Genomic DNA, 12,326 nt, shown 5'->3' with positions numbered 1-12,326 from the left:
CATTTTTTTTGATTAAAATCAAATTGGCACGAAATGTAAGGCAAAACAACCTATCGCAGAAAGCCAAGCTAGAATAGAGCGTGTGATATTAAGCCATATCTGAAATCCGTTAAACTGCCGGTGTACTGGCACCGCTTCAAACAAATACTTTGAAAAGCTCTACTACATCAAGTTACTTACCGCTGTAAGGTGCTTTTTTGATTATGAATCATACTTGGTAACCCATAGCAGGAGCGTGTGACATAGCCCATCTGTTAGAACTCACCTCACCAGCCACTCTTTGATGTTATCTGCAATCTCGGTTCTTATGAAGATGGAAAATTGCCTTGGCTTCAATTCTCTATCTTAGGTTCCATAATCGTTCATTATCGGACCTAAGTTTTGTGTACATTTGAGGCGCGCTTACTACCGGATTTGAGCACGCGCGACAAGGCAAGATGACAACAAAGGGCAAGAAGAATCTACCAGCCGTGGCCGGTGAGCTGCCGGCGCTGGCGCTGGCCAATGACCTGGCCGGCCAGGTAGCCCCGAATGTCGGACGCTACCTGACCATGGGCCTCGAAGGTGCAGACAATACAAGACTAGCGTACTCGGCCGACCTGCGCAGCTACGAGAGCTTCTGCACCGCGCACGGGTTCACGCCCTGGCCGGCCGACGTGGCCACGCTGGCCAGCTACGTCGCCTACTTGGCCGACATCCCGCGCAAGCTGGCCACTATCAACCGGCACCTGGCGGCCATCGAGAAAAACCACCAGCTGCTGGGGCTTCCCTCGGCCATCAGCGCGCCGGCCCTGGACGTGCTGCGCAAGGGCGTGGCTCGGGCTGTGGGCAAAAAGCAAAAGCAGGCGCCGGCCTTTTCGGTGGCTCACCTGAAAAAATGCATCAGCGCGCTTGACTTGACCCGGCCCGAGGGTGTACGCGCGCGCGCACTCCTATTAATAGGCTTCACCGGTGCCTTCCGCCGCTCTGAGTTGGTAGCGCTAAATCTGGAAGACATCGAATTAACGGACGCGGCCCTCGTGCTGACGCTGCCCAAAAGCAAAACCAACCAAACGGGCGAGCTGGAACAGAAAGCGGTGTTCTATGCTTCCAATCCACTGCATTGTCCCATCCGGGCCTACAAGGCCTGGGTAGAACTACTGGGCGGCCGCACCGAGGGCCCCGTGTTCGTGTCGCTCGCGCGGGGCAAAACCGGAGAAGCGGGTACACCGTCGCGTCGGCGACTGTCGGACCGCCGGGTAAACCTACTGGTGAAGGAGCACCTAGGAGCCAAATATTCTGCCCACTCGTTACGTGCGTCCTTTATCACCACCGCCAAGCTCAACGGTCAATCCAACGAATTCATTAAGAACCAGACCAAGCAGAAAACCGACGCCATGATTAGCCGCTATTCCCGGCTCGAAGACATCATCGCCTACAATGCCGCACATTCACTGGGTTTGTAGCTTCGCCTTTTCCTCGTACCTATATCATGCTTATTGCCCCGCCTAAAAAATAATTCGCTTATAGGCCTATCTCAAGCTTATTCTTCGAGCCGTGACGCTGCCACAATTTGCCAAGCTTGCTCCAAATCTTTCAATACAGCTCGCATAGGCTCTGGCAATAGCATGAACTTGAGGCTTATGAACTGTTTAAGTAGCGTCCGGATGCTCAGGTTGAGCGGCAGGTGGGTGAAGCAAGCGGTTAGAATAGTTGTTGCCGCCCAGCTTTTTTGCGCAGGCAATAAACTGCCCATCATGTAGATTTCCCGTAGCACGACTATCATATCGGCCATCGAGCCTGGCTCGCTCAGCATCTGTCGGGGAAGGCTCTTTAGGCACTGCAATGCCCGGCCAGTAAACTGCCCACCTGCCGTTTTGAATTCCTGTAGCAGCAGCGTTGAGCTAATCGTGAGGCCGAGGTAGTGGAAATCAAGTAGCTTGGGTTGAATGCTAGCCTCAAACTCATCGGGGTAGAGAGCCAGCAGAAAGGCTTCGGTACTGATGGTATTGCCGGGCCGCAAAGACAGCTGCAGGAAAGTCGAATCATCCGATACCAGCATAGCGTCGGGCGCAGCGGCCAGGAAGGACGTATCGACCATGTACTGTGTATGCTCTTCGTGCGCGCCCTCACGTAAAAAAGCTTGCCGGAGAGCATCAAGTTTCTCCGCTACAATACGCGTGGTGCAGTGGGTCTCAATCCAGGCCAATAGCTCCGTGAGGTAGGTGATATAGCGCTCGTGCATCTCGGGTGGATAGAAGTGCGGCCGCACGATGTCGCCGATGATTTCCACCGTCATCTCAATTGGCTGCGAGCGGCGCATTTCTTGCAGCTTTTGCTCCAGAAACTCTACCACGTGCAGGGAAATGCCAAGCTTTGTCCGGGGCATGATACCTAGCTGCTTGCTCAGCCGATGTAAGAGTGGCAGGGAAGTCCAATCCAAAATGAACAAGTTGTTAGGATTGATTTCCAGGCCCGCGAACAGGCTGCGCGGGGAAACTACTAGGCCTGGCACATCGGGCTGGCTCTGCTCGGTCAGCACCTGGTAGGCTTCGAGGGGATTACCACGGAATACGGCCATTGCCAGAGCCGAAAACGTGGTTTGGCCACTCGCATACTCAGCAAAAAGCTGCCGGTTTTGCACCTGCTGGGCGGCGCCCTCGGCTCCCATGGCAGTGCTCAAGGCGGCGTGCAGTTGTTCTACCTCGCCATCGCCAAATTCGATTTGCTCGAAGGGTAACTCGGGGTCACCGGCCTTTACATCGTCCAGAATATCTCTGGCAAGCCCCGTGTAGAGGTCGGTAATTTCCAGCAGCTCAATGGTAAGGTCGCGGCCAGTAGTGGGGTGCGACATTACGTATTTTTTGCCTTTTTCCTTGTCTATCAGCTTTTTTGCCCAAACACTCAAGCCGCCGTCCATCGTTTCGGGCGTTAGGGCAATGCGCCGCTGGGGCTTACCATTGACTGTGTAATGCACGACCGTATGGAGGACCGCTCGGTCGTACTCGGGCGGCGGGGGACTGTTGCGGGGCTGGTTTAGCGCGAGTTGGATGTATTTACCGCGCGCCACCATATCGTCGCGCCGACTGGCGTGCGGGTATAGCAGTTGCTGCGCACATTCCAGGTGACCGGTGTGAGCGGCCATCGATGCTACGTTAAATAAATGATGCCGGCGCAGCATCCCGGGATTTTGCAGGATGTCTTCCAGCTCGGCCTGCAACTCGTGGCTGCGCTTCGATTTGTACAGCGCCAACAGCTTGGCCCACCGCAGGCCTGAGGCATCGGTAACATGCCCCGTAGCGGCCTCCACGACTTCAAGGATACGCTCCCAGTCGTGAAGCATCTCGGCCAGTTGTATTTCCCAAATACAGAACTCGGTGAAGATGCCGTAGCGCAACCGCCACGCGCGTAACTCTTCGCGTAATGCGGCGCTGTCACTCCGCCGGTAATACTGATTGGTGAGCCGGAGCCATGCCGCCCCTTTGTCTAGGCTCTGCGGATAGCCTGGCCACCCTTCCAGCACAGCCGCCGTCGCCTCGTAGTCTTTGAGTTCGTGATACAGATTAGCCAAGGCTTGTCGGTACACCGTGTCGGTATCAGCACGCAGCAAGTCGTTGGCTTCGTCGACCAGTTGGGCCTTGGTTAAAAGTTTAGTACAAAGGTTAAACGCCCTTTGCCAAATTAGAGTCTGTGGACAGCGTGGGCCGTAGTTTTGCCCCATGCGCCGTCACGAATTAACCGAACGCGAATGGAAAGTAGTCGAGCCCCACACGTTGGGGCGTCTGGGTACGGGTCGCGACAACCGCCTGTTTGTCAACGCCGTGCTGTACAGAGTACGTACCGGGGTGGCTTGGCGCGACTTGCCAGAACGATTTGGGCCGTGGAACACGGCGGCGCGGCGCTTCCGCCGCTGGGCGCAGGCGGGCGTGTGGGAGGCCCTGTTTCAGGCCGTGCAGGAGCCGGATTACGCCTGGGTGCTCATCGATTCGACCACGGCCAAGGCCCACAAAGCGGCGGCCGGCCAAAAAAAAGCACGCCCGCAGCCGAAGCGCTAGGCCGCTCACGCGGCGGCTTCTGCACCAAAGTGCACGCGGTGGTGGACGCGCTGGGTAACGGCCTGCACCTGGTCCTGACGCCGGGCCAAGCGGCCGACAGCCCCCAACTGCCTGTCTTGCTGGCCGCGCTGCCCGAGTCGCCCGGCGCGGTAGTGGCCGACAAAGCCTACGACACCAACGCCGTGTTGGACACGCTGGCCCAGCAGCAGGCAGAAGCCGTCATCCCCCCCAAAGCGACCCGGCTGGACCAACGCGGCTACGACGACAACCTCTACGCCGACCGCAACAAGGTCGAACGGTTCTTTGGCCGGCTCAAAGAAGCCCGAGGTTTTGCCACCCGCTACGAGAAAACCGCCTCCTCCTTTTTAGCCGTGGCCCACCTGCTCGCCGCACTCGACTGGATGCGCTAGATGTCCACACAGCCTAGGCTAACGAAACAGCCCCGACACCTTACGGCGCCGGGGCTGTGCTAGAGTTAAGTTCAGGAAGTGGCCTAGAGGTTGCCGCGCAGAGCCTGCTCGCGCTCAATGGCTTCAAACAGGGCTTTAAAGTTGCCCTTGCCGAAGCTCTTGGCGCCTTTACGCTGAATGATTTCATAGAACACCGTCGGGCGGTCTTCCACAGGCTTCGTGAAAATTTGCAGCAGATAGCCTTCCTCGTCGCGGTCTACTAGCAAGTTGAGTTCCTTGATGCTCTCAAGGTCTTCGTCGATGTGGCCTACGCGGTCGAGCAGGTCTTCATAATACGTGCCAGGCACGGTCAGGAATTCCATGCCGCGGCGGCGCAGCTCTGTTACTGTTGTGCGGATATCGTGGGTAATAAGTGCCATATGCTGCACGCCGGGCGAGTGGTAGAAGTCGAGGTACTCCTCAATTTGTGACTTCTTCTTGCCCTCGGCGGGCTCGTTGATGGGAAACTTCACGAAGCCGTTGCCATTGGAAACCACCTTGCTCATGAGGGCTGAGTACTCGGTGCTGATGTCGTCGTCGTCGAAGGTGATGAGCAGCTTGAAGCCCATTACGTCCTCGTAGAACTTCACCCACTGGTTCATCTCGCCCCAGCCCACATTACCCACGCAATGATCAACGTATTGCAGGCCTACGGGCGCACCCTGCGGTACAAGGCTGGTTTTAGCCTGGAAACCGGGCAGGAAGGGACCGTTGTACTTAGAGCGCTCCACAAACGTGTGGATGGTTTCGCCATAAGTATAGATGCCGGCCATGGTCACCTCACCGTGCTCATCAGAAATAGTGTAAGGCTCAAAGGCCGACTTGGCGCCACGCTTGGTAGTCTCCTCGTACGATTTACGGGCGTCGTCTACCCACAGGGCCATTACCTTCACCCCGTCGCCGTGTTGGGCCACGTGGTGCGTAATGTCGGAGTCAGGCAGCAGAGAGGTCGTCAGTACGAAGCGGATTTTGTTCTGCTGTAGCACGTAGCTAGCCCGGTCGCGCACACCGGTTTCGGGGCCGGCATAGGCCACTAGCTCGAAGCCGAAAGCCGCCTGATAGTAGTACGCCGACTGCTTGGCGTTGCCCACGTAAAACTCAATGTAGTCGGTGCCGTTGAGGGGCAGGAAGTCGTGAGCGGGGTGAGCCTGTACGGCCGGGGAGGTCATCGTTTCCATGGGTACTCGCGGTTGGGTGGGGTGGAGGATAAAGCCGGGTAAAAATACACGAATACCCGGATACGCACCTCCTTCCGCTGTGCTACGTAAACGGACTTCCCCGTCATGGGATTTTCCCGAAACCTACGCACCTTTGCGCCAAACCATCCTATTGCCCGTGGATATGAACAAGGAAGAACTCAACCGCGCTCTGGTTGCGCTCATTGAGAAGAAACAGGCGCTACAACAGCTGACGTACGATGATGCCCGCTACGACGATGTAGAGGAAGAGCTGCACGACCTGGAAGACGATTTCAACGATGAATATGGCCCTTTCCTGGAAGAGGCCCTGGAGAAAGTACACAACGATTTGAACTCGGATACCGACGTGCTGCTGCCCACGGCTTACCTGCCCACCAGCACCAGCGGCAAGCCCACGCCCAAAGAAGGCGTGTGGGTTGACTCGGAGAAGTACCCCGGCAAAGAGGCCCGGCTTACCCTGGTTCCCAACCCCACGCGTATTGTGCTGACGGTGGGCAAAGCAGTGCAGCAAGACCTCTGGACCGCCTAGGCCACTAGTCAGAACGCGTATAAAATTCTGGCGTTAGTCGCAACCGGAAGGGCCTTGTCAGATCGAAACGAGTCGTGAATGCGGCTGTCGTTTCGGGGTGGCAAGGCCTTTTTGCGCCTATGCAGGTTTATCCAAACTCTTCACAGATGCTATATCGAATTGCTAGCCTCTCTGATTGGCAGCAAGCCCAAGAGACTGGGTATTTTGCTAGTGCTGACCTAGTGGAAGAAGGTTTTATTCACTGCTCGGAGCTGCACCAGGTTCTGGAAACGGCCCGCCGTTACTATCTAGGCCAGTCGGAGCTGATATTGCTGGAGTGGGACGAGGCAACGCTGACGAGTGCGGGCATACGCGTGGAGCGGGAGTGGGTAGAAAGTCGCCAGCAATACTTTGCGCACGTATTTGCGCCGATGCCTTTAGCGGCTGTACGCCGAACTTGGCCATTTGCCGTGGCCGCAGATGGGTCATCTATGTTGCCAGCTGACATAGTAAGAATGCCCTAGAATCAACAAAGCCCCGCTACAATTGGTGTAGCGGGGCTTTTAATGTAACGCGGAAGCACTAGGCCAGTTACACGAACTCGGCTAGCTCCAACCACCGCTCACCTTTGGTGTCAAGGTCGTGGTCGGTGCGCTTGAGTTGGGCAGCCCAGTCGGCTAGCTCCTGGTGCGAGCCAGTGCCGGAGTTAAGCTTTTCAATCAGCTCCTGCTTCAGGTTTTCAAGTTGCTCGATTTCCTTTTCCAGGTTTTCGTATTCCTTCTTTTCCGCAAACGTGGCTTTCCGCTTGGTAGCTGGCGCGGCCACCGGAGTAGGGGGTACGGCCACGGGCGCCGCCGAAACAGTGGCCTTGGGTGGCCTAGCGGCAGTTTCGGCATCCTGGTCTTTCTGCCACTCGCGGTAGTCGGTGTAGTTGCCGGGGAACTGCCGGATTTTTCCGCCGGGCTCCAGGGCAAACACCTGTTCCACCAGCGCATCCATAAAGTACCGGTCGTGCGATACGATGATCAGGCAGCCCTGGAAGTTGAGCAAGAAATCCTCTAGGATATTCAGCGTGATGATGTCGAGGTCGTTGGTAGGCTCGTCAAGAATCAGGAAGTTGGGGTTCTTGATGAGTACGCGCAGCAACTGTAAACGGCGCTTTTCGCCCCCGCTCAATTTACTCACCAGCGTGTACTGCTGGGCTGGCGGAAACTGGAAGTGCTGCAGAAACTGCGAGGCCGTCACTTGGCTGCCATCGGCCATTTCTACTACTTCAGCCACCTCCTTCACAATGTCAATCACGCGCTGGTTGGGGTCGAACTCTAGCTCCGTTTGGGTGTAGTAGCCAAATACGGTGGTTTGCCCCGCATCTACCACGCCCGAGTCGGGCGTGAGCTTACCCGTGAGCATGTTCAGCAGCGTCGACTTGCCGGCTCCATTTGGCCCAATCAAACCAATGCGGTCCTTTTTCTTAAACACATAGCTGAAGTCATCGAGCACCACCTTGCCGCCAAACTGCTTATGCAGGTGCTCTACCTCGATGATCTTACCCCCCTGGCGCGTGGTCTTTACCGACAGCTCCATCTCAGGCCCCTTGATGCGGCCCTTGGCTTTCTCCTGGGTTTCGTAGAAGGCATCGATGCGGGCTTTCTGCTTGGTACCACGAGCCTGAGGCTGGCGGCGCATCCACTCCAGCTCCTTACGAAGCAGGTTGCGGGCCTTCTCCACTTCCACAGTTTCCATTTGCTCGCGCTCGGCCTTCTTCTCCACGAAATAGGAGTAGTTGCCCTGGTAGCGGTGCACGCGGCCCTGGTCCAACTCCACAATCTCGTTAGCTACCTTATCCAGGAAGTACCGGTCGTGGGTAACCATCAGCAGGGTGAGAGAGGGCGAAGCCAAGCGGTTTTCCAGCCACTCAATAGTGGCCAGGTCAAGGTGGTTGGTGGGCTCGTCCAGAATCAGCACATCGGGTTCCTCAATCAGCACCCGAGCCAGGGCCACGCGCTTACGCTGCCCACCGGAGAGCTTATTGACCGGGCGCTCCAACAAGTCACCCAGAATACCCAAGCGGCCAAGGATCTGCTTCACCTGCGCATCGTAGTCCCAGGCGTTATAGGTGTCCATTAGCTCCATTACCCGCTGTAAATCGGCGGAGGAATGGTTGGGGTCGTTTACCACGTGCTCGTAGTCACGGATAGCCGCGAGGGTATCGTTCTGGCTGGCGAAGATGGTTTGCTCTACGTTCAGCGACTCGTCGAACACGGGTTGCTGCCCCAGGAAGGACACCCGAATATCTTTACGCACGCTCACTTCACCCGAGTCGGGCGGCTCTAGGCCTGCCAGAATGCGCAGCAGCGTGGTCTTACCCGAGCCGTTGATGCCCACCAGCGCCACGCGCTGGCCTTGCTGCAGCCCAAAGTTCAATTCCCGGAACAGCCACCGGTCGGCGTAATTTTTAGAGAGGTTCTCGGCAGAAAGCAAATTCATACCTGCAAAGGTACGAGGGGAGCAATTGAGAACCGGGGAAATTATGCTCTGGCTACCCCAAAGGCGTTACGTCCCAATACTAAGCCGTACCCTACACCCGAGCTTATTTTTGATACACCCGACACTGGAAAGGGCAGCTCCGCAAAAAGTGCCGCTCGGGTGGCGTGAAGCCTTCAAACCCATACGCCGGGAAGGTGAGAAAGTGCGGCCCACTAAATAGTAGAGGAGCAGCCTGAGCCGGTACGGAAACACACCTATCAGGGGAAAGCGGATACGGATACGTAAAGTTGATGAGTAGCAATGACCGCCCGCCGCTATTAACCAGCTTACCCGCTGGCGGCGCGCTGTAATCCCAGGCATGAGCAAGGCCATGCTCATTCAGATACGTAAGCTGATCTTGAGCGGAAACTCCCAAGCGGGCCAGTACGTCGCGCGGATAAGCCAGTCTTTCGTACTGACTTATGAAGCGAACAAACCCCCATAGCGCCAAGCCTACGAGTACCCCCTGGCCCAAGCGGCGTAGCATTGGTGGAAGGGCAGTTAGGGCCGTTACCGCGTGCAGGACCAGGAAGGGAATGAAGAAATGCAGAATGCGCCCATAGAACACAAACTTGTGGCCGAAGTACACCAGGCAAGCATGGAGCAGCCACAACCCCAGCGGCGCCAAGGCAAGAGGTAGAAGCTTCCTATTTTGCACCCCACTCCGAACCAGTACGGCTATACCCGGTAGCGCCAGCAGAAGTAGCAGCACGCCTAATGTCCCTTCAATCTCCCACAAGTACCTCCCCGTAAAAGTAAAGCCTTCAGCAAAATCTCCTTGGATGATGCTGGGGCCTAGAGTCTGCAAGGAGCGGAGGTAGGAGATATGGCCGTACCGGGTGATAAGTTCGAGGGTGAGAATGAGCAAAGATGCCCCACTCAACATCCAGAATAGGCCGCGGTGCCAACTAGCGCGAGGAAGCTGCATGAGCAGCACACTACCTATCAGCAAGGGGGCAAAGTAGTAGCCGGGGTACACAGCCACTACACCCCAGGCCAGTAGGCCAGTCAACAGGCCGATCCGGCGTACATTACCGATAGGCCGATAAGGCTGGGTTAACAGTACCAGCGTACCTAGCAGTATCAGCAGCGCCAAATCGTAGGGTAGTACGTGGCGCAGGTATATGTTGGAATTGCCTAACGCGGCATATACGAGGCCTGCTAGCAGGGCAGCACTGCTGGAGAGCCAGCTCCGACCTAGCTTGCAAAGCAGGAGGGTATTACCCAGCAGCACCATATAATTCATGAGCTGGGGCAGTAGCAAAGAGGCAGGGGTCTCTGGAGGAGGGCCACCGAAGTGTTGCCAAGCCACTTGCGCCAAGGCCACGGGCAGTCGTAGGAGCGCATCGCTGGGGCGGCCTTGCGTATTGGCGAGGTGGAGCGCGGCAAGTTCTAGGTCGCCCGTTAGCAGCAGGTGCGCTGCCTTAATAGATTCTAGGTAGCGGTCTTCGTCGGGGAAGGATAGGGCGCCCCCGGTTGACAAAAGCCACAAGCGTGACAGTAAGATTAGCCCGAGCAGGCCTAGCAAACCCCAAAACCGCCACGTAGTGACAGTGGGCGCTTGGCGGGAAGAAGGAAACAGATTGGGTAAAAATTTCACGCAGGCCCTAGAGTACCCGCACTCGGTCTACGTGCAGGTCGTCGCGCAGAATTTCCAGGCCCCGGTAGGCCAGGGGGCGGCCGGTGTTATGCGTCAGCTCACCGCCATCGGCGTGCAGGTGGGCTACGTCCAGCACCAGCTGGGTATACTTCCGCTCGCCCAACTCAATGGCGACGGGACGGCCTCGACTGGAATCGAACCTGGCCAGGGCCTGATCTATTTCCTCCAGAATCTTACTCATGGGGCCAATATAGGAAAAGGAATGGATGCGCAAAGGCCCCGACAGTGTGCAACGCTCCGCCCCAGAAGCTCGCGCATCGCCCAGATCCCTGTACCTTCGCCCTCGTTATGGCATCATCTGCACCCGACCTTTCCACGCGCCCCATCGGCGTATTCGACAGCGGCATTGGCGGCCTGACGGTGGCACGCGCTGTAAACCGCGTACTGCCCCACGAGCGCCTGATCTACTTCGGCGACACGGCCCACCTGCCCTATGGCGATAAAAGTACGGCCGCTATTCAGGCTTACTCCGTGAAAATCTGCGACTTGCTGCTCAAGCAGCAGTGCAAGCTGATTCTGATTGCCTGTAACTCTGCCTCGGCGGCCGCTTATGAGTTGGTCCGCGAGTATGTGGGCTCGAAAGCCCGGGTCCTCAACGTTATTGACCCCATAGTGGCGCACGTAGGCCACACATATGCAGGGCGCAATGTGGGTCTTATTGGCACCAAGCAAACGGTAAACAGCAACGTCTATCGCAAGAAAATCGACGACCTCGATGCCGGTGTACAACTGCAGTCGTTGGCCACCCCGCTGCTGGTACCCATGATTGAGGAAGGCTTCTTCGAGAATAATATCAGCGACAACATCATTCAGGCCTACCTGACGAATCCGGCGCTAGATGGGGTAGAGGCCCTTGTGCTGGGCTGCACGCATTATCCCCTCATCAAAGAACAGATTGCCGAGTTTTACCGCGGACGGGTTGAGGTGCTGGATGCCTCTGACGTAGTAGCGGCCCACGTGAAGCAGTACCTGCAGGAGACTGGCCTAGCCGCCCAGCCCCAGCCAACGCCCCCAGTGCACCATTTTTACGTGTCCGATTTCACGCGTTCTTTCGAGGAAAGTACCCGTATATTCTTTGGCCAGGAGGTGCACCTAGAGCATTATCCGTTGTGGGAGTAATTTTCCGCTACTAAGAGTGGCCTACCTGACTGCAACCTGCCGCTGTTGGCTACGCAGTACGTATCACGAGACAACCAGAAGCTAAACGGAGTGCCCGCCTGATATTACTACCCTTATGAACAAACCGTTTTTCTCCCTCGGCGACTGGCGCCGCAATGTATTGCTCATTACGGCGGCGGCCAGTTTAGGCCTAGGCCTGCCGGCTTGCTCTCCCAGCTCCGAATCGGAGAATTCAGCAGAAGGCGATTGGGGTGCGGGAGACTCATACTCAGAAGGTGTCATCACGGAGATGACAGAAGTGAAACCAGGAGAATGGAAGATTACCGCCGAGAAACCCGCCGGTAAGGAGGAAGTAGCGGCCATTCTAAAGCACTTCGATGGCAAAGTAGATACGCTGCAGGGCCAAGCCTTACAGCAGCAAATGCAGAACTACAGCCGCCAAAACCCCGAAAACCGGGTAGGAGGCACAAGCATGATGGACGTGCTGATGTGGAGTGGCCTAGGCTATATGGCTGGCCGGTTCCTGACGCCTCAGCCCGCGTACTACGCTAACCCAGGAATCATGCAGCAGAACATGGGCTGGCGTGGCCGCGTAGCCGAGGAACGTGACCAAGGGCGAGGCTTTTATGGGCGTGGTTTTGCCGGAAGTCGCTCCGCTTCATCTTCCAGCGGTATCCGGCCCAGCACTTCCGTTACCCGTAGCACCGGCTACGGCCGCAGCTCCATTCGTAGCAGTGCTCCGCGCTCAAGCCGAAGCTCAGGTTTCGGAAGCCGGGGCTTTGGTGGGCGTGGCTTCGGGGGCTAATCTGGTACAACCATACAATTAGTACG

The 12,326-nt window shown here is 56.8% G+C and carries 10 protein-coding genes and 1 pseudogene; 6 read left to right on the top strand and 5 right to left on the bottom strand.

Annotated features, from left to right (window positions below):
* The first annotated feature begins 437 nt into the window (after positions 1-437).
* Complete coding sequence (locus EU556_RS16260) at positions 438-1,445, top strand: site-specific integrase (RefSeq protein WP_135435194.1); 1,008 nt, start codon at positions 438-440, stop codon at positions 1,443-1,445.
* A 77-nt stretch (positions 1,446-1,522) separates the two neighbouring features.
* On the opposite strand, the gene EU556_RS16255 is transcribed toward EU556_RS16260, so the two are convergent.
* Positions 1,523-3,589: a PIN domain-containing protein gene (locus tag EU556_RS16255; protein ID WP_135435193.1), complete on the bottom strand. Its 2,067-nt coding sequence runs from the start codon at positions 3,587-3,589 to the stop codon at positions 1,523-1,525.
* A 109-nt stretch (positions 3,590-3,698) separates the two neighbouring features.
* Between EU556_RS16255 and EU556_RS16250 the strand changes: the two are divergent.
* Positions 3,699-4,444 (top strand): annotated as a pseudogene (locus EU556_RS16250) (IS5 family transposase).
* Positions 4,445-4,527: 83 nt separating this feature from the next.
* Here the strand turns inward: EU556_RS16250 and hppD are convergent.
* Positions 4,528-5,661: a 4-hydroxyphenylpyruvate dioxygenase gene (hppD, locus tag EU556_RS16245; protein WP_210116309.1), complete on the bottom strand. Its 1,134-nt coding sequence runs from the start codon at positions 5,659-5,661 to the stop codon at positions 4,528-4,530.
* A gap of 133 nt (positions 5,662-5,794) precedes the next feature.
* Here hppD and EU556_RS16240 point away from each other — a divergent pair, with 133 nt between their 5' ends.
* A complete protein-coding gene (locus EU556_RS16240) occupies positions 5,795-6,211 on the top strand; it encodes a hypothetical protein (protein WP_317128718.1) in 417 nt (138 codons plus the stop codon).
* Positions 6,212-6,357: 146 nt separating this feature from the next.
* Positions 6,358-6,714 (top strand): DUF952 domain-containing protein, encoded by a 357-nt coding sequence (locus EU556_RS16235; RefSeq protein WP_167855606.1) that lies wholly within the window; start codon positions 6,358-6,360, stop codon positions 6,712-6,714.
* Between the two features lie 67 nt (positions 6,715-6,781).
* Here EU556_RS16235 and EU556_RS16230 read toward each other — a convergent pair whose 3' ends face one another.
* The 3 genes from EU556_RS16230 to EU556_RS16220 all read right to left on the bottom strand — a co-directional run bounded on the left by EU556_RS16230 (position 6,782) and on the right by EU556_RS16220 (position 10,557).
* The gene (locus EU556_RS16230; protein WP_135435190.1) at positions 6,782-8,677 is read right to left on the bottom strand and encodes an ABC-F family ATP-binding cassette domain-containing protein; all 1,896 of its coding nucleotides are present in this window, start codon (positions 8,675-8,677) and stop codon (positions 6,782-6,784) included.
* 103 nt (positions 8,678-8,780) lie between these two features.
* Positions 8,781-10,316: a hypothetical protein gene (locus tag EU556_RS16225; protein WP_167855605.1), complete on the bottom strand. Its 1,536-nt coding sequence runs from the start codon at positions 10,314-10,316 to the stop codon at positions 8,781-8,783.
* A 7-nt stretch (positions 10,317-10,323) separates the two neighbouring features.
* On the bottom strand, positions 10,324-10,557 hold the full coding sequence (locus tag EU556_RS16220) for a hypothetical protein (RefSeq protein ID WP_135435188.1): 234 nt from the start codon (positions 10,555-10,557) through the stop codon (positions 10,324-10,326).
* A gap of 107 nt (positions 10,558-10,664) precedes the next feature.
* Here EU556_RS16220 and murI point away from each other — a divergent pair, with 107 nt between their 5' ends.
* Complete coding sequence (murI, locus tag EU556_RS16215; protein ID WP_135435187.1) at positions 10,665-11,495, top strand: glutamate racemase; 831 nt, start codon at positions 10,665-10,667, stop codon at positions 11,493-11,495.
* Between the two features lie 115 nt (positions 11,496-11,610).
* Positions 11,611-12,300 (top strand): hypothetical protein, encoded by a 690-nt coding sequence (locus tag EU556_RS16210; RefSeq protein ID WP_135435186.1) that lies wholly within the window; start codon positions 11,611-11,613, stop codon positions 12,298-12,300.
* The last annotated feature ends 26 nt before the right edge of the window (positions 12,301-12,326 follow it).

The sequence above is a fragment of the Hymenobacter fodinae genome (assembly GCF_004745825.1).
Taxonomy (GTDB): Bacteria; Bacteroidota; Bacteroidia; order Cytophagales; family Hymenobacteraceae; genus Hymenobacter; species Hymenobacter fodinae.
Note: the sequence above shows the minus strand (reverse complement) of the source record. Positions and strands in the feature narration are given on the sequence as shown.